This is a genomic window from Nonomuraea sp. NPDC050643 (genome assembly GCF_040654715.1).
In the GTDB taxonomy this organism is placed as follows: domain Bacteria; phylum Actinomycetota; class Actinomycetes; order Streptosporangiales; family Streptosporangiaceae; genus Nonomuraea.
The window spans coordinates 88,008-105,349 of the sequence record NZ_JBFAIM010000023.1; the positions used below are offsets into that span (position 1 = coordinate 88,008).

Annotated in this window: 16 protein-coding genes; 10 read left to right on the forward strand and 6 right to left on the reverse strand. The window is 73.2% G+C overall.

What is annotated here, in order from left to right; genetic code table 11:
* Positions 1-100 precede the first annotated feature (100 nt).
* Together AB0I15_RS29745 and AB0I15_RS29750 are read left to right on the forward strand one after the other, a co-directional pair.
* Positions 101-1,177: an LLM class flavin-dependent oxidoreductase gene (locus tag AB0I15_RS29745; RefSeq protein WP_358102303.1), complete on the forward strand. Its 1,077-nt coding sequence runs from the start codon at positions 101-103 to the stop codon at positions 1,175-1,177.
* Positions 1,174-2,658, forward strand: coding sequence for an AMP-binding protein (locus tag AB0I15_RS29750; RefSeq protein ID WP_358102305.1), 1,485 nt, complete (start codon positions 1,174-1,176; stop codon positions 2,656-2,658). Before AB0I15_RS29745 ends, AB0I15_RS29750 begins: the two co-directional genes overlap by 4 nt.
* 35 nt (positions 2,659-2,693) lie before the next feature.
* Here AB0I15_RS29750 and AB0I15_RS29755 read toward each other — a convergent pair whose 3' ends face one another.
* Positions 2,694-3,605 carry a cyclase family protein gene (locus AB0I15_RS29755; protein WP_358102307.1) on the reverse strand — a complete coding sequence of 304 codons (912 nt, stop codon included), beginning with the start codon at positions 3,603-3,605 and terminating at the stop codon, positions 2,694-2,696.
* Positions 3,606-3,636: 31 nt separating this feature from the next.
* Here AB0I15_RS29755 and AB0I15_RS29760 point away from each other — a divergent pair, with 31 nt between their 5' ends.
* Positions 3,637-4,800: a serine hydrolase domain-containing protein gene (locus AB0I15_RS29760; RefSeq protein WP_358102309.1), complete on the forward strand. Its 1,164-nt coding sequence runs from the start codon at positions 3,637-3,639 to the stop codon at positions 4,798-4,800.
* A gap of 5 nt (positions 4,801-4,805) precedes the next feature.
* Here AB0I15_RS29760 and AB0I15_RS29765 read toward each other — a convergent pair whose 3' ends face one another.
* Positions 4,806-5,543: an SDR family NAD(P)-dependent oxidoreductase gene (locus tag AB0I15_RS29765; RefSeq protein ID WP_358102409.1), complete on the reverse strand. Its 738-nt coding sequence runs from the start codon at positions 5,541-5,543 to the stop codon at positions 4,806-4,808.
* Complete coding sequence (locus AB0I15_RS29770) at positions 5,543-6,133, reverse strand: cysteine hydrolase (protein ID WP_358102311.1); 591 nt, start codon at positions 6,131-6,133, stop codon at positions 5,543-5,545. Before AB0I15_RS29770 ends, AB0I15_RS29765 begins: the two co-directional genes overlap by 1 nt.
* Positions 6,134-6,285: 152 nt before the next feature.
* On the opposite strand from AB0I15_RS29770, the gene AB0I15_RS29775 reads away from it, so the two are divergent.
* From AB0I15_RS29775 to AB0I15_RS29805, 7 genes are all read left to right on the forward strand, one after another.
* Positions 6,286-7,896 (forward strand): protein kinase, encoded by a 1,611-nt coding sequence (locus AB0I15_RS29775; protein WP_358102313.1) that lies wholly within the window; start codon positions 6,286-6,288, stop codon positions 7,894-7,896.
* Positions 7,897-7,907: 11 nt separating this feature from the next.
* Positions 7,908-8,270: an OB-fold domain-containing protein gene (locus tag AB0I15_RS29780; protein ID WP_358102315.1), complete on the forward strand. Its 363-nt coding sequence runs from the start codon at positions 7,908-7,910 to the stop codon at positions 8,268-8,270.
* Positions 8,267-8,590: a VOC family protein gene (locus AB0I15_RS29785; RefSeq protein WP_358102317.1), complete on the forward strand. Its 324-nt coding sequence runs from the start codon at positions 8,267-8,269 to the stop codon at positions 8,588-8,590. The genes AB0I15_RS29780 and AB0I15_RS29785 overlap by 4 nt, the downstream gene beginning before the upstream one ends.
* A gap of 36 nt (positions 8,591-8,626) precedes the next feature.
* A complete protein-coding gene (locus tag AB0I15_RS29790) occupies positions 8,627-10,135 on the forward strand; it encodes a class I adenylate-forming enzyme family protein (RefSeq protein ID WP_358102319.1) in 1,509 nt (502 codons plus the stop codon).
* On the forward strand, positions 10,132-12,162 hold the full coding sequence (locus AB0I15_RS29795) for an acetate--CoA ligase family protein (protein WP_358102320.1): 2,031 nt from the start codon (positions 10,132-10,134) through the stop codon (positions 12,160-12,162). The genes AB0I15_RS29790 and AB0I15_RS29795 overlap by 4 nt, the downstream gene beginning before the upstream one ends.
* On the forward strand, positions 12,149-12,898 hold the full coding sequence (locus AB0I15_RS29800) for a glucose 1-dehydrogenase (RefSeq protein WP_358102322.1): 750 nt from the start codon (positions 12,149-12,151) through the stop codon (positions 12,896-12,898). Before AB0I15_RS29795 ends, AB0I15_RS29800 begins: the two co-directional genes overlap by 14 nt.
* Positions 12,899-13,161: 263 nt before the next feature.
* Complete coding sequence (locus tag AB0I15_RS29805; protein WP_358102324.1) at positions 13,162-15,120, forward strand: CHAP domain-containing protein; 1,959 nt, start codon at positions 13,162-13,164, stop codon at positions 15,118-15,120.
* A gap of 177 nt (positions 15,121-15,297) precedes the next feature.
* On the opposite strand, the gene AB0I15_RS29810 is transcribed toward AB0I15_RS29805, so the two are convergent.
* The 3 genes from AB0I15_RS29810 to AB0I15_RS29820 are packed head-to-tail and all read right to left on the reverse strand — an operon-like array spanning position 15,298 to position 17,311.
* The gene (locus tag AB0I15_RS29810) at positions 15,298-15,456 is read right to left on the reverse strand and encodes a hypothetical protein (RefSeq protein ID WP_358102326.1); all 159 of its coding nucleotides are present in this window, start codon (positions 15,454-15,456) and stop codon (positions 15,298-15,300) included.
* Positions 15,457-15,458: 2 nt separating this feature from the next.
* Positions 15,459-16,280 (reverse strand): TIGR03619 family F420-dependent LLM class oxidoreductase, encoded by an 822-nt coding sequence (locus AB0I15_RS29815; RefSeq protein WP_358102328.1) that lies wholly within the window; start codon positions 16,278-16,280, stop codon positions 15,459-15,461.
* The gene (locus AB0I15_RS29820) at positions 16,277-17,311 is read right to left on the reverse strand and encodes an acyl-CoA dehydrogenase family protein (protein WP_358102330.1); all 1,035 of its coding nucleotides are present in this window, start codon (positions 17,309-17,311) and stop codon (positions 16,277-16,279) included. Before AB0I15_RS29820 ends, AB0I15_RS29815 begins: the two co-directional genes overlap by 4 nt.
* Positions 17,312-17,342: the final 31 nt, after the last annotated feature.

Genomic DNA, 17,342 nt, shown 5'->3' on the forward strand with positions numbered 1-17,342 from the left:
CGTCGTAGCCGCGCCCGGGTCCCGGGCGCGTCATGTTCTTGGGGCCCGGTCGTGGTACGCTCCCAAGCGAGCGCTTGGTTTACCGCTGAGGGGCCGCCGCATGAAGTTCTCGACCTTCCACCTCTTCCACCGTTTCGACGGCCAGAGCTTCAAGGACGTCTACGACTACCACCTGGAGCTCATCGAACTGGCCGAGGAGCTGGGGTTCGACGGGGTGCGGCTGGCCGAGCACCACTTCCGCGACTACGGCGTCGTGCCCAATCTCTTCACCATGCTCGCCCACGCCGCCGCCCGCACCACCCGGCTCCGGCTCGGCACCGGCATCGTCGTGCTCCCCCTGCACAACCCCGTCCACGTGGCCGAGGAGGCCGCGCAGGTGGACGTGCTGTCCGGGGGGCGGCTGGATCTGGGGATCGGGCGCGGATACCAGAGCTTCGAGTTCGAGGGGTTCGGGATCGATCTGGCGGAGGCGCGGGATCGGTTCAACGAGGCGCTGGAAGTGATCATGGGGCTGTGGACGCAGGAGGCGTACCAGCACGAGGGGAAGTTCTACAAGACCGGGGCCGAGGTCTCGCTCGTGCCCAGGCCGCTGCAGACGCCGCACCCGCCCCTGCACGTCGCTGCCGTGTCGCCCGAGACCGTCACCATGTACGCCGAGCGCGGCCTGCCCATCCTGGCCGACCCGGCGGCCCCGTTCCGGAAGGTGGTCAAGGCGGCCGAGACCTGGCGGCAGACGGCCGCGCAGGCCGGGCACACGGCGCCGGCCGACCTGGTGGTGGCCCGCACCGTGTACGTCGCCCCCACCCTGGAGCAGGCCCGGGAGGACCAGGCCAGGTTCGAGGCGTCGTTCGACCGCTCGCGCATCTTCAACGAGCGCAGCGCCCCCATCGACCCGAAGACCGGCCGGGCCGCGCAGGGTTTCGAGTACTACCAGAACCGCTACCTCAAGGGTGGCTCGGTCTCGGCCGACTTCCGCTGGGAGCAGTTGGAGGTGATCGGCGATCCGGCCCGGGTGATCGAGCAGATCTCGGTGCTCAGGGACGCCGGGTTCTCGAACCTCCTGTGCGACTTCGGCAGCACCCGGCCGATGCCGCTGGAGGACATGAAACGCGTCATGCGCTTCTTCGCCGCCGAGGTCATGCCCGCCTTCGCCGCCGCCCCGGGAGATCCGTCATGATCCACAGCCTGTCCCTATCGGACGTCCTCGCCGATCACGCCCGCAGCCGTCCGCAGGTCACGGCGGTGGTGGACGGGGAGGTACGGCTCACGTATCCGGAGCTCGACGCCCGGGTGACCCGTCTGGCCGCCGCGCTGCGCGAGCGCGGCGTCGCCCGGGGCGACCGGGTGCTCTGGCTGGGCCAGAACGCGCACGCCGTGCTGGAGCTGCTGCTGGCCTGCTCGCGCCTGGGCGCGATCTTCTGCCCGGCCAACTGGCGGCAGTCGGAGGACGAGCTGCGCTACGTGACCGGCGATCTCACCCCGGCCGTCGTGGTGTACGAGCCGTCGGACGCCACGGACGCCCTGCGTGCGGACGGGTGGGTACGGGCGGGCGAGGAGTACGAACGGCTCGTCGCCGAGGCCGCCCCCCAGGAGTTCCCCCAGGTCGACGATGCCGAGCCCGTCCTGGCGCTCTACACCGCCGCCTTCGACGGACGGCCCGACGCCGCCCTGCTGAGCAGCGCCGCCCTGGTCGCGCACGCCACGTCGCTGCTCGTCGTACGCCAGATGGAGCCCGGCTTCACCTTCCTCAACAACGGCCCGCTCTTCCATGTCGGCACCATGATGTTCTGCCTGGCCACCCTCCAGATCGGTGGCACGAACGTCTTCACCCCCGCCTTCGACGCCGAGGAGGTCTGCCGGCTGATCGACGCCGAGCGGGTGACGCAGGCGTTCCTGTTCGGGCAGATGATCGACGCGGTCGCGAAGGCGAACGAGAGCGGCAAGTACGACCTGTCGTCGCTGCGGTTCGTCGCCCACTCGGCCGAGTGGGACGACATGATCACCGTGGACGACTCCCCCTGGTGCCGCTCCAAGATGGGCGGCTACGGGCAGACCGAGGTGGGCGGCATGCTCACCTTCCTGGGGCTGGCGGAGGGCGGGGCCGGGTTCGCGGGGCGGCCGTCACCGCTGGCGCAGGTACGGATCCTGGCCCCCGACGGCACCGAGGTCCCGGCGGGCGAGGTCGGGGAGATCTGCGCCCGCGGCAAGACCCTCTTCTCCGGCTATTTCGCCCGGCCCGACTTGAATGCGGAAAAGACGCGGGGCGGCTGGCACCACACCGGCGACCTGGGCCGCCGCGAACCCGACGGCACGATCACCTTCGTCGGCCCCAAGCTTCGCATGATCAAGTCCGGCGCCGAGAACATCTACCCGGCCGAGGTGGAACGCGCGCTCAAATCCCACCCCGCCGTGGCCGACGCCGCGGTCATCGGGGTGCCCGACCCCACCTGGCACCAGGCGGTCAAGGCCGTCGTGGCGCTGAAGCCGGACGCCACCGCCTCGGAGGCGGACCTGGTCGAGCACGTCAGGACGCTGCTGGCGGCGTACAAGAGGCCGCGGCACGTCGCGTTCGTGGACGCGGTCCCCAAGCGCGGCTTCACCCCCGACTACGACGCCCTGGACGAGGCGCACGGCGGCGGCAACTACCCGGGCGCCTGATCACCCCCGTTCGACCGGACGCGGCCGGCCATCCTCTACAGGATGGCCAGCGGCGTGAGCGGGCTCCCGGTGCCGCCCTCGATCCGCAGCGGCGCCGCCACGAACACGAACTCCGTACGCCCCGTGCGCGCCAGCTCCTCCAGCCAGAGCATCTCGATCAGGTGGATCCCGTGCCGGTGCAGCAGGATGAGGTGCAGGTCGTCCTCGAGCGACTCGTCGGCGAGCCCGCGCGCGTTGAGCCCGCCGATGGCGGCGTTGTCCGACGCCACCACGGCCACGTCCCGCTCCGCCAGCCACCGGCCCGCCTCGGCGGACAGCCCCGGCTGCCCCGACCAGTACTCCTCGCGCGAGCGCTCCCACACCACCGGCCATCCGGTACGGATCACCGCCACGTCCCCCGGTCCCGGCGTGGCGATCTCCGCCAGCAGCCCGGCCGGGATCCGGTAGTCCACCGGAAGCTGGTCGAGGCCCCCGAGATGGCGCGGCACATCGAACAGCACCCCCTTGGCCACCACCCCGCCCACCTGCTCGATCCCGCACCGGGTGGCGCCGTAGGAGCGGACCCGGGCGGCCGGATGGTCGTTGTAGAGCCGCTCCCCCGACCACATGTGGCACAGCGCGTCCATGTGGGTCGTGGTGCCGTGGTGGGTGACGACCAGGGCGTCGTCGGCCACGCACAGGCCCTCGCCGATCGGCCGGGCGCCGGCCGCGTAGTCGCCGCCGTCCACCGACATGAAGTGCTGCGGCAGCGGGCGGCCCGGCAGGTGCGGGACCGTCGTGGGAGCGGGTGAGGAGGTGGCGCCCCTGATCGGCATGGCCAGGCTCAGCACCTGGCCGGTGGTGGCGGCGCGCAGGGCGTCGAGGACCACGGCCGGGGTGAGGAGGTTGAGGGTGCCACGCTGATCGTCTGGGCCGAATCGCCCCCAGTTGTTAGGCTCGGAAACCAAGTAAGCGCTCCCTTTCTCTTGCGGAGGTCTGATGCACTGCGATCCTCGGTTCTCCCGCGTGCGTGAGGTGTTCGAGCGGCACCTGGCCGACGGCGAGGAGCTGGGCGCCGCCTTCGCCGTCCACCTGGACGGCGAGCTCGTCGTGGACCTGTGGGGCGGCGTGGCCGACCGGCACACCGACCGGCCGTGGGAACGCGACACCCCCGCCTTCGCCTACTCCTGCACGAAGGCCATCACCGCCACCGTGCTGCTGCAGCTCGCGGAGCGCGGGCTGGTGGACGTCACCGCGCCCGTCGCCGACGTGTGGCCGGAGTTCGCGGCCCACGGCAAGGCGGCGATCACCGTCGAGCACCTGCTCACCCACCAGGCCGGGCTGCCGGTGCTGGAGGAGACGGTGCCGGTGGAGGAGTTCGAGGACCAGGCGGCGATCGCGGCCCGGCTCGCCGGGCAGGCGCCGCTCTGGGAGCCGGGGTCCGCGCACGGCTATCACGCGCTGACGTACGGGTTCCTGCTGGGCGAGGTGGTGCGGCGGGTGACCGGCAAGTCGGTGGGCGAGCTGGTGGCCGCCGAGATCGCCGGGCCGCTGGGGCTGGCGTTGTGGGTGGGCGCGCCGGACGACGTGATCGCCCGTACGGCCCGGCTCAAGGCGGGCGAACGCGGCGGCCAGGCCCCGGCCGAGACGACGGCGGGGCCACCGGCCGAGCTGCCGGGGGTGCTGGCCGAGATGGCCAAGGCGGCGCTCGACCCGCAGAGCCTGATGAACCGGGCGCTCGGCAACCCCGGCATGCACCTGCTCCAGGGCGGCGCGAACCATCCGGTCATCCTGCGCGCGGGCTGGCCGGCCGCCGGAGTGGTCACCACGGCCAGGGGGCTGTCCGGGTTCTACCGCTCGCTGCTGGCCGGCGACGTCCTGCGCCCCGGCACGCTGACCGAGGCGCTGCGCCCGCGCGTCAACGGCCCCGACCGCGTCCTTTACCTCGACACCTCGTTCGGGCTCGGCTTCATGCGGCCCTCGCTCACGTTCATCACGCCGTCCAAGACCGCCTTCGGCCACTCGGGCATGGGCGGCTCCATCGGCCTGGGCGACACCGAGCGCGGCCTGGCCGTCGGCTACGTGATGAACAAGATGGCCAACGCGGTCTCCGGCAACCTGCGCGGCACGCGGCTGATCGCGGCGGTGTACGAGTCCTTGTGACCGCTTCACTGCATGGTCACGCCGCCGCTCACCGAGAGCGTCTGCCCGGTGATGTACGCGGCCCGGTCCGTGCACAGGTACGCCACCAGCCCCGCCACGTCGGCGGGCGTGCCGAGGCGGCGCAGCGGGATGCCCCGCGCGATCTTGTCCACCAGCCCCGGCTCCGCCTCCGAGATCCGGCGGAGCATGGGCGTGTCCGTGGGGCCGGGGCAGACCACGTTGGAGGTGACGTGTGACCTGGCGGCCTCGCGGGCGAGCGTCTTAGCCAGGCCGAACAGGCCCGCCTTGGTGGCCGCGTACGCGCCCTCGCCGCCCGATCCCGCCCTGGCCCCGTCGGAGGAGATGAACACCAGCCGCCCCCGGCCCCCGGCCATCATGCCGGGCAGCAGCAGCTTGGTCAGCAGCATGGGGCCGCGCAGGTTGACCTGCCACATCAGGTCCCAGCCCGCAGGGTCGCTCTCGACGAACGGCTCCACGACCGACACCCCGGCGTTGTGCACCAGGATGTCCACCGCCCCCGCCGCGCTCGCGAAGTCCCGCACCGAGTCCGGCGAGGCCAGGTCCACGGCCAGGGCCCGCGCGCCCGCCAGCGCGGTGGCCACCTTCTCCGCTCCGGGCAGGTCCACGTCCGCGACCAGCACCCGCGCGCCGAGCGCGGCCAGGTCGGTGGCGATGGCGGCGCCGATCGCGCCCGCTCCCCCGGTCACCACGGCCACGCGTCCGTCCAGGCGCAGCCCGTCCATCACGTCCATGCCTCGACCAGGTCGGCCACGGTGGCGCGGGTGGCGAGCAGGCTGATCGTGTGCTTCAGCACGGCCCGCGCGTAGTCCTCGGGGATGCCGGCCACCGCGTCCTTGACCACCGTCACCCGGTAGCCGAGGTTGACGGCCTCCAGCGCCAGGCCGGGGATGCCCAGGTTGAGCGACACCCCGAGCGCGATCACGGTGGTGACGCCGAGCGAGCGCAGCGTCATGTCGAGCGAGGTGCCGGTGAACGGGGAGAAGCCGTGGTGCCGCCGGCTCTCGAGGTCGCCGCCGCAGCGCAGCTCGGGGATGACCTCGGTGGCGGGCGTGTCCTCCAGCATGTGGGCGGGGTCCTTGAGCAGCGAGACGATGAACGGGCTGTTGCCGGCGTGGGAGCCGGCCCGGTCGGGGCGGAAGACCGCCGTGCAGTGGATCACGGGGATGCCGGTGTGCCGGGCCGCGTGGAGCAGGCGGGCGGCGTTGCGTACGACGTCGTGGCGGGCACAGGCGTCCACCAGTTCCGGAAATTTCGTCAGATCGCCGATGACGCCTCGCTGCATCTCCATCACCAGCACCGCCACCCGCTCCACCGGCGACCTCCTCGGGGTCTTAGCCGAGCGCTTGCTTGGGACCGCCACAGCATAACACCGGGCCACCCCCCGAACGCGGGGCGAAACAGGCCGATCCGTGACAACCGGAACCCCGGATGAGACCGTCGAAATCAACGACATGGGGGTGGCGCTTGGTCTCCGGATACCGTGAAGCACGTCAGGTCGGCGCGGGCCGTACCGGCAGGGTGTTCCTCGCCACCTACCAGGCGACGGGCGCGTACGTGGCGATCAAATACCTCAACGCCACCCTGCGCCGGGACATCGAGTTCATGGACCGCTTCCGGTCGGACACCCACCGGCTCGTGGAGATCGACGACCCGGGCGTGGTGCGGCTCTACGAGTACGTGGAGACCCAGACCCGGGCGGCCGTGGTCATGGAGCTGGTGGACGGCGTGTCCCTGCGCACGCTGCTGGAGGAGCACGGCAGGACCGGCCCGGAGGCGGCGCTGGCGGTGCTCAAGAGCACGCTGCTGGCCCTGGCGGCGGCCCACGAGGAGGGCGTGCCGCACCGCGACGTGCAGCCGGGCAACATCCTGGTCCAGGCCGACGGCGGCATCAAGCTGACCGACTTCGGCGTCGTGGTGCACGCCGAGGAGCCCGGCGTGCCCGCCGGCACACCCGCCTACATGTCGCCCGAGTTGTGGACGCGGGGCGAGGCGGGGCCGCCGGCGGATCTGTACGCGGCGGCGTGCGTGCTGTTCGAGACGGCCAAGGGCCATCCCCCCTACCGCGCGCAGGACGTCCCGGCCCTGCGGGACATGCACCTGGTCGAGCCGGTGCCGCTGGAGCGGGCCCCGGACACGCTGCGCGACCTGCTCAAACGCGGCCTGGCCAAGGACCCGGCCGCCAGGTACGCCTCGGCCCGGCGGTTCGCGGCGGAGCTGGAGGAGGACGCGACCGCCGCGTACGGCCCCGACTGGGAGAACCGGGGCCGCCGCCACCTGGCGGAGCTGGCCACCGGGCTCGCCCTCCGCTTCCCGCTGGCGAAGGGGAACGGCCGCGAGAGCGCAGCCCCGTCCCGCCTCCGGGTGCCCCGGTTACCGCCGCAACTCTGGGTGGCGGGCGCGGCGGTGGCCGCGACGGTGATCGCGATCATGGCGTCGGGCGGGCGGATGCCGCCGGGGCCGGGCGCGATCCTGATGCCGCCCCCGCAGGCCCAGGACGACCCCACCCCGAGCAGCGCGCCCACCCCCGACCGGACCACCGCCGCCCCCAGGCGCACGGCCACCCCGCCGCCCGCGCCCAGCAGCCGGCCGCCCACTCCCACGGGCCGCCAGGGCGGCACCTCCGGGCCGCGCCCCGCCGTCCGGGCCGCCGGCATCGTGCGCTGGACCGGCACGTCGGGCAGGATCACGATCACCACCGACACCACGAGCCGCGTACGGCTGCGCGTCACCTACACCCGCCGCGACGGCGAGGAGGGCGCGGCCAGGACGATCCTGCAGCAGAGCCGCGTCCTGCGCGGACGCACCGCCTACACCGTCGACGTCACGAACGCCCCGGGCCCGGTCACGTGCGGCGGGCGGGCCTACGCCGGGATCCTCGTGATGACCGAGCCGGCCGCGCGCAACGGGCCGCAGGTGAGCGAGGCGGCCCTGGACGGCCCCGCCTGCCCGGCGCCCTCACCGACCCGCTCGCCGACGCACTCCCCGCCCACGCCGGCCCCGGAGGGGACCGCCTCGGCCACGGGCACCGCGACCCCGTCCGACCCGGCCCTTGTCGACCAACCAAGCGTGCGCTAGCTTGGCTAGCGATGAGCGGTGACACCTCTGCCTACCGGGCCGCCTGCGGGCGCGGCGAGCTGGTCATCCAGCACTGCACCTCCTGCGAGCGCCCCGTCCACCTGCCCGAGGCGGCCTGCCCCTGGTGCGGCGGCGACCGTCTCCGCTTCGAGCCCGTCTCCGGCGAGGGCGTGGTGCACACCTTCACCGTCGTCCACCGCTCCTTCGCCCCCGCCTACCAGGGCCGCGAGCCGTACGTCATGGCCTGGGTGGACCTGCCGGCGGGCGCGCGGGTGTTCGGGCACGTCGTGGGGTGCCCGCCGGACGACGTGCGCATCGGCATGCCGGTACGGGTGACGTTCCTGGACGACCTTCCCCATTGGAGGCCCGCGTGAAGCTCGGCAACGTCCTGATCCCCGTCGGCGACCTGGACGAGGCGATCGCCTTCTACGGGCTGCCGGTGAAGTTCCGCGACGGCGACCGGTTCGCGGCGCTCGACGGGGGCGGGGTGACCGTGGCGCTGGCCGGCCCGGCCGAGCACGTCACGGCCTCGGCCGCGCCCTCGTACAAGGTGGACGACGTCGCGCGGGCCGTGCGGGAGATGACGGAGCGGGGCGGCGAGGTGGTGCGGGCGCCCGAGGCCGGGCCGCACGAGACGCGGGCCGTGCTGCGCGATCCCTCCGGCAACGTCTTCGTGCTCTATTCGCCCCTCTGAGTGCTCTGTACGCCCCTCTGACATGGAGGCACCCCCATGGCGCGATCACCCTACGGAAACTACGGCCACGCGATCCTGACCGCCGGAGCACTGCGGACGCCCGACCGGGTGGCGCTGACGTACTGCGGCGAGCAGAGCTTCACCTACGGCCGGCTCAACAGGAGCGTCAACCGCATCGCCAACGCCCTGCTCGCCTCCGGGATCGAACCGGGGCAGCGGGTGGCGGTGCTGCTCAACGAGACGCTGCGGGTGGCCGAGGTCTATCTGGCGCAGGCCAAGATCGGGGCGGTGACGGCGGCGCTGAACCCGTACTGGCCGGTCGAGACGCTCCGGGACGTGGTGGCGGCCTCCGGGTGCACGGCGTTCGTCTACGACGCGACCGTGGAGTCCGTGGCCGGGCAGATCAGGGCGTCGCTGCCCGGCGTGACGACGTGGATCGACGTCCGGGAGCTGCCGGACGCGCCGGACGACGAGCCGCCGCTGAGCGGGTTCCACGACGACCCGCTGGCGCTCTACTACACCTCGGGGACGACCGGGCTGCCCAAGGCCGTCGTGCACACGCACGCGTCCTCGCTGGCCACCGCCCAGATCTGGCTGGACGTGCCGCGCGCCGCCGACTCGGTGTTCGGGACGGGCGCGATCATCTGGGGCATCGGCTTCCCGGCCATCGTGGGGCCCGCCCTGTACGCCGGGATGCGCCTGGTGCTGGAGCAGGACTGGGGCCCGGCGAACTTCCTGCGCGTCGTCCCCCGCGAGCGGGTCACGCACGTGTCGCAGATCCCCTCGTTCTACTCGGCGCTGCTGGCCTCGCCGGAGCACGAGGACGTGGACCTGTCGTCGATCCAGGTAATCATGCTGGGCGGGGAGCCGCTGACCGCGACCATGCTCGACCGGATCAAGGCGCGGCTGCCGCAGGCGGGCGTGTTCTCGTACTACGGGCAGACCGAGGCGCCGTACACGTGCATGGGGCGGGTCGACGACGGCTCCACGCCGCTGGGGTCCTCCGGGCGCGCTCGCACCGGGAACGCGGTGCGGATCACCGACCCGCGGGGCGAGCGGGTGATCGACGAGGTCGGCGAGATCAACCTGGCCGGGCCGCACCGGATGGCCGGCTACGACGGCCTGCCGGAGCGGACGGCGGAGGTGCTGCGCGGCGACTGGTACGTCGGGGGCGACCTCGGGACGATCTCCGACGACGGCGTGCTGCGCGTGCTCGGGCGGCGCGAGGACTCGATACTCAAGGGCGGGATCTGGACCCAGCCGGCCGTCATCGAGGAGGCCGCCTCGGCGCTCGAAGGCGTGGCCGAGGCCGGCGCGGTCGGGGTGCCGGAAGGGGCGGACGAGCAGCAGGTGCTGCTGGCCGTCGTGCCGCGCGCCGGGCACGGCCTCGACGCCTCCAAGCTGGCGTTGGCCCTGGCCGACATCCTGCCCGCCCACCAGCGGCCCGACCACATCGTGGTGGCCGAGGAACTGCCGCACTCGCAGGACGCCTCCGGCGGGCCCGGCAAGCTGCTGCGCAGGAAGATCCGCGAGCTGCTCGGGTGAGCGCGTACGAGCACGAGGTCAAGGCGCTGGCCGCCGCCGCCGGAGTACCCGTCCCGCGCGGCGTGGTGGTGCGGGAAAGCGGCGTGGGGGCGAATGGTGGTTTCGCGGCGGCCAGGGGGCTGGCCGAGCCGCTGGTGCTGAAGGCGTTCGGGCCGGGGCTGGTGCACAAGTCCGAGGCCGGGGCGGTGGTGCTGGGGCTGCGGTTCGACGAGCTGGAGGCGGCCGCGGCGGAGATGCGGGAGCGGCTGGAGCCCGCGGGGTTCCTGGTGGAGGAGCAGGCCGGCCCCGGGGTGGAGCTGATCGTGGGCCTGGTGCGGGATCCCGCGTTCGGGCCCGTGCTGCTCACCGGGCTCGGCGGCGTGTGGGCGGAGGCGCTGCGCGACACGGCGCTGCGGCTCTGCCCGATCTCCGAGCGGGACGCGCGGCACATGCTCGCCTCCCTGCGCGGGGCCGCGCTCCTGGACGGCTGGCGCGGCGGCCCGCCGGTGGACGTGGACGCGGTGGTCAAGCTGCTCATGACCGTGGGCGGACCCGGCGGGCTGTGGGAGCGGCTGGAGCTGGGCGAGTTCGAGCTGAACCCGGTCATCGCCGGCCCGTCCGGCGTGATCGCGGTGGACGCCCGTCACCTGCCGGGCGAGGCGCCCGCCGGTGACGCCGCGACGCGGACGGCGGACTTCCTGCCGCTGTTCGAGCCCAGGGCGGTGGCCGTCGTCGGGGCGTCCACGTCCCGGCCGAACTTCGGGAACATGTTCCTCGGTTTCTACCGGGCCGCCGGCGTGCCGCTGGTGGCCGTGCATCCTGCGGCGGACGAGGTGGCCGGGGTGCGGGCCGTGCCCTCGCTCGACCAGGCGGAAGTGGACTACGCCCTCGTCGCCGTGCCCGCCGAGCGCTGTGCCGAGGTGGTGCGGCAGGCGCGCGGGGTGCCGTTCGTGCAGGTCATGAGCGGCGGGTTCGGCGAAGCCGGCAGCCCCGGCCTGGAGGAGGACCTCGTCGAGGCCGCGCGGGAGGCGGGGACCCGGCTGCTCGGGCCCAACTGCATGGGCGTGTACTGCCCGCGCGGCGGCCAGACGTTCGTGGGCGGCGGGCTGGGGCCGCCGGGGACGGTCGCGCTGATCTCGCAGAGCGGCGGGCTCGCGGGCGAGGTGATCAAGGTCGGGGAGGGGCGCGGGCTGGCGTTCAGCCGGGTCGCCACCGTCGGCAACTCGGCCGACGTCACCCCGGCCGAGCTGCTGCGCTGGCTCGCGCGGGACGCCCAGACGCGGGCCGTCGGCCTCTACCTGGAGGACCCGAGGGACGGTCGCGAGCTGTACGCGGCGCTGCGGGCCGCCGCGATGCCCGTGGTGCTGCTGGTCGGCGGGCGCACCGGGCAGGGGCGGCAGGCGGCGGCCTCGCACACGGGCGGCCTGGTGAGCGACCGGCGGATCTGGGAGGCGGTGGCCGAGCAGTCCGGGGCGGCGCTGGTGTCCAGCCAGGACGACCTGATCGGGGTGCTGGCCTATTTTCAGGCGCACGGCACGCGCGTCACCTCCGGGGACCGGGTGCTGGTCGTGGGGCCGAGCGGGGGCGCGAGCGTGCTGGCGGCCGACGCGTTCGACGTGGCCGGGGTGCGGCTCGATCCGCTGCCCGGCGGCGCGGCGCAGGCGCTGCGCGGGCTCGGGGTGGTGGCCACGGGCAACCCGCTGGAGGTGCCCGTGGGGCCGATGGGCCGGGCCGGGCTCGTGGCCGAGGTCGTCGACGCGCTCGGGGTGCCGTACCGGGACGTGGTGGCGCACGTGAACGTCCAGGCCTTCTTCACCTACGGCGACGCCGCCGAGCCCCTGTACGCCTACGCGCGGGCGCTCGCCGCGGCCCAGGCCGCGCGGCCCGGCACCAGGATCACCCTCGTCACCAGGAACGGCGAGTGCGCGCCCCCGGGCGTCGAGGACGAAGTGAGACGGATCGCGGCGGCGGCGGGCATCCCCGTCTACCGCTCCATGGAGGCGGCCGCGGTGGCCGTCGCGGCAGGAGGTCGTTATGGGGATGCTTGACGGCAAGGTCGCGCTGATCACCGGCGGGGCGCGCGGCATGGGGGCGGCGCACGTGCGGCTGTTCCTGGAGGAGGGCGCGCGGGTGGTGTTCGGGGACGTGCTGGACGAAGAGGGCAAGGCGCTGGCGGAGGAGACCGGGGCTACGTACGTGCGGCACGACGTGACGAGCGTGGAGGAGTGGGAGCGGGCGGTGGCGACGGCCACGGACGCGTACGGCAAGCTCGACGTGCTGGTCAACAACGCCGGGATCCTGAAATTTCGCCGCATCGCCGAAATGTCGCCCGACGACTTCGACCGGATCATCGACGTCAACCTCAAGGGCACCTGGCTGGGGATCAAGTCGGTGATCGAACCCATGAAGGCCGCCGGGCGCGGCGCCGTGGTCAACATCTCCTCGATCGAGGGCTTCGTCGGCGCCGAGGGGCTGTCGGCGTACGCGGCCTCGAAGTTCGGGATCCGCGGCGTCACCAAGTCGGCGGCCCGGGAGCTGGCCAGGTTCAAGATCAGGGTGAACTCGGTGCACCCCGGCGCGATCAACACCTCGATGGCCATGGATCCGGACATCATGCAGGAGGTCGACGCCGATGCCTTCGTGAAGTCCATGGTCATCAAGCGCTTCGCCAAGCCCGTGGAGGTCTCGCACGTGGTGGCGTTCCTGGCCTCGGACCGGTCCAGCTACTGCACGGGCAGCGAGTTCACGGTGGACGGGGGCCTGCTCACGGGCGCAGGGTACTAAGACCTCACCTCAAGGTAGATCTTTTTACATTAAACCACCCGAGTATGGACATTTCTGGCAGCATCCTTGACCTGCGGGTTCTATCCCAAGAGAGACATGGGTCTCCCTTGGTACGTGCTTGACCTGGGGTTACGACTTGGTAACCTCACTCATCACGGAAGACGACAAGCCTCCGGTTTTGTCACACCAGTCCCGGGTCACCCTTCGTACCCAGTGCTGTGTGCGCAAACCCGGTCTTGCCCGGAAGGTTGCCCCACACTTCCATGACGCCAGAGATGCAGAAGTACATCGATCTGCTCGAGAGCCAGCTCGGCTACTCGGAGAAAGCGGACGACTACACCAAGTTCGGCGACTGGTACGGCAAGAACATCGAGTTCGACGCCGACTACACCAACGCCCCCTGGTGCGACATGTACCTCTCCTGGGCCGCGCACAAGCTCGGCTACGAGGAGTGGATCGGTCAGTTCGCGTGGACGGTGGCGCATGCCGAATGGTTCAAGGAGCAGGGGGCGTGGGGAAAGACGCCCAAGGTCGGCGCGTTCGTCTTCTACGACTGGAGCGGCTCGAACGACATCGACCGCATCGACCACGTCGGGATCGTGACCAGGGTCGAGGGCAATACGATCCACACGATCGAGGGCAACATCGACGGCGGTGTCGCCAAACGCAAGGAACGTGACACCAGCAAGGTCGTCGGCTACGGCTACCCCGACCGCATCAAGACCAGGCTGGACAAGGAAGCCGCCAAGAAGAAGGCCAAGGAGCCGATCGAGATCGGCGAGGAGGCCCTCAGCTCGCAGATCCCCCGGCCCGGCGGAGACCAGGGCGTGGTCCCCCTGATCGCCCACCCCGGAGAGTCCACGGCCAAGCAGGGCCAGGACCGGCTCCAGCTCGAGACCCCCGGGCAGGGCGAGACGCCCGCCAAGGGCAGGACCAAGAGCGAGTCCCGCCCCCAGGACCAGACCGCCAAGAAGGCCGACGCATCCTCGGGGACCGCGAAGAAGGTCCCGCAGGCCACGGCCTCCACCGCGCCCAGCGCGCCGAAGAAGGGCAAGCACGCCAAGCCGACCACGGCCGACACCACCGCGGAGACGGCCAAGCCGCTCCCCACCCACGTGGACGCCTCGGCCGGCGGTCCGCTGCCGAGCCTCGACTCCCCGACGCTGATCGGCTCGGCGCTGGTGGCCGCGCTCGCGCTGCTCGCCGTGGCCAAGACCCGGGCCAAGAGCCGCCGCCTGCGCCTGGCCACCGTCACGGCGGGCACGCCGTCCCGCCCGGTCCGCGCCAAGCCCGGCCACCGCCGTCGCCGCAGGGCGACCACCGCCCCGGTCATGGCCGCCCAGGGGGGCAACGCGGTGGAGCTCGTGGAGTCCGCCGAGCGTCTGGCCACCTCGGCCGCCCTGCGCTCCCTCGCGGCCTCGGAGGCGATCCAGCCCACCGCCTCCATGGACGCCGCCATGGACGCCGCCCTGAGCACCTCGCTGAGCGCCTCCCTGGACGCCTCACGGCCCGCCGCGGGCCGTCCCGGCCGGCCGGGTCAGGCCGGCGTTCCGGACTCCGTTCGGCCCGTGGGCGGCCGGCGTGCCCGGCACCGCAGGCTGCCGCTCGAGACCCGGCCCTTCGACCTGGCCACCGACGCCGCGCCCGGCCGCGACTCCACGGGTCCCGTGCCGCACCGGCAGGGCGGCGGCGCGAGCCCGTACACGCCCGTGTTCGAGGTCGACCCCTTTGAGGCGGACTTCGACCGTGGCCGTTACGAGTTCACCGACGAGACCGCGCCGCTGGCGAAGATCGTGGACACCGGGCCGCTCGAGGTCGTCCTCGACACCGGACCGCTCCGGCGCGTCGTCGACACCGGCCCGTTCGAGCGCATCGTCATCCCGGGCGCGACCAGCGCGTTCGACGCCTTCGCCCCGGCCGGGGGCAGGCGTGGGGGCGACGGCGGCCGAGCGGGCGGGGACATCCTCGACGTGTCCGACATCAGCGCCACCTACCAGGGCCGCCGGCGCCGCTTCACCGCCGAGGAGCACGCCCTGCTCGCGGCCGAGCCGCAGCTCCGTGGCCGCCGGCACCGCCGTTCGGTGAGCTCCGTGACCGCCCGGCCGGGCATGGAGCCGTACCTGCACGAGCTCACGCCGCGTGGCCGCCGCCACCGCGGCGCGCCGGAGATGGACGGCGGGCTGGTGGGCGCGGGCGGCAGAGGAGGCCGCCACCGGGCCTGAGCGATGATCGGGAACTCCAACTCCGCGACGTCGTGGTCCCGTCCAGCGACAAGCCGAGCAACCGGAAGGCGGGGCTCCTTGTCGCCGGCCGTCTTACGCACCGCGTCCCTGAGCCTGGCCTTCGTCATGGCCGCCGGGACGCGCGCGAACATCCCCCAAGGTCGAGCTGGAGCCCGGTCAGCCCACGATCGTGTGGGACGGCCGGCAGGACGACGCGGGCGACAGCGAGGACGACGGGACACCGCTCTCGCGGGCCGAGAGCTGCGTCAGGAAGACGACCCTGGTCAGGACCGAGGACCAGCTCTGCTGTACGACCAGCCGGACAGGCACGACCACGACTACCCAGTGCTCCCGAGGCCGTGGTCGGCGGCGAAGGCGGTCAGCCGGGAGACGGCGTCCCGGCTGCGCGTCCAGGGCCGGACGATCAGCCGCTCCACCCCCAGCTCCGCCCAGGCGGCCACCTCGTCGGGGGAGGCCAGGGCGTAGGCGTGCGCGGTCACCGGCACGCCCGCCCCGAGCCGGTCGAGCTGCGGCCTGATCGACTCGATCGTGTGCGGCATGCTGATCCACCCGTCACAGAGCCGCGCCGCCCTGCGCAGCGCCGCCGCCGACTCCCCGCCGGCGAGCACGGGCAGCCGCGTCTGCACCGGCTTGGGCTCGAAGGCGACCTCGGGGAAGGAGTAGAACCGGCCGGAATGGGCGACCACGGGCTCGCTCCAGAGCCGCCTGACCACCTCGATCGCCTCGTCCAGCCGCGCTCCCCTGGTCTCGAACGGCACCCCGGCCGCCTCCCACTCCCCCCGGTACCAGCCCGCGCCGACCCCGCAGATGGCCCGGCCCGAGGAGACCACGTCCAGCGTGGCGAACGCCCGGGCCGAGACGAAGGGGTGGCGCAGGGCCAGGAGCTGCACCGCCGTGCCGAGCTTGACGCGGGTGGTGAGGGCGGCCAGCCAGCACAGGTACGCGGGCGCGTCGAACAGGGGCGTCTCCGGCTTGATGCCCGGATCCGAGGTGCCCGGGTAGACGGCCAGGGACAGGTCGGTGGCGAAGACGAGGTGCTCGGGCAGCCACACCGACTCGAAGCCCAGCTCGTCGGCGGCCACCGCCACGTCCTTCCAGGCGGCCGGGTGCAGCAGCCCCAGGGGGACACCGAACTTCACGGGTACCTCCGCAGGTCGCCGCCGAGCAGGGCGGCACGCAGGCGCCGGCGATGGGTGGCGGTGGTGCCGTACGCGGCGGACAGGGACCAGGCGCGGGCGAGCCAGAACCGCAGGTCCAGCTCCTCGGTGTAGCCGATCGCCCCGTGCACCTGCAGCGCCACCCGCGCCGCCAGCACGGCGGCCTCCCCGGCGGCGGCCTTCGCCGCGCTCACGTCACGTTCCACCCTCGCCACCGCGCCGTCCACCGCGCCGTCCACCGCCCTGTCCGCAGCACCGTCCACCGCCCTGTCCACCGCCCTGTCCACCGCCCTGTCCACCGTCAGGGCGGCCCGGTACACCAGCGGTGCCGCGAATTCCACGGCCACGGCCACGTCGGCGAGCTGGTGCTTGACCGCCTGGAACGACCCGATCGGCGCCCCGAACTGGGTACGCGCCCGCGCGTACGCGACGGTCACCGCGAGCAGCTCCCTGGCGACCCCGACGAGCTGGGCGGCGGTCGCCACCGTGGCCCGCCGCAGGGCCGGCTCGACGGGCACGGCCAGCGGCTCGGACTCCTCGAAGCCCACCTCGAACTGCGGCCGGCACGGATCCGTCCCTGGCCGGGCGACCAGCCGCGCCGACTCCCTGGCGACCACGCGTACCCCGTCGGCCCGCGTCACCACAAGCAGGTCGGCGAGGTCGGCGTCGGGCGCGTACGCCTGGCCGGGCGGCAGCACGGCGACGCACACCGCGCCGGAGGCCAGTTTGGGCGCCCCGGCCACCAGGAAGGGCGCCGCCACCGCCGTCTCCACGACCGGTCCCGGCAGGCAGGCCCGCCCGGTCTCCTCCAGCGCGAGCACGACGTCGGCCAGCCCGAGCCCCAGCCCGTCGGCCCCTTCAGGCAGCAGCAGCCCGAAGAACCCCAGCTCGGCCAGCTCCTTCCAGGCCGGCCGCCGCTCACGGCGCAGGGCGGCCGGCGGGCAGTGCGCCCGCAGCACGTCGCGCACGGTCGCGGCCAGCGCGAGCTGCTCGTCGGTGAAACCGAAGTTCATCGCGACACCACCCCCGAAATCGTGGCGGCCC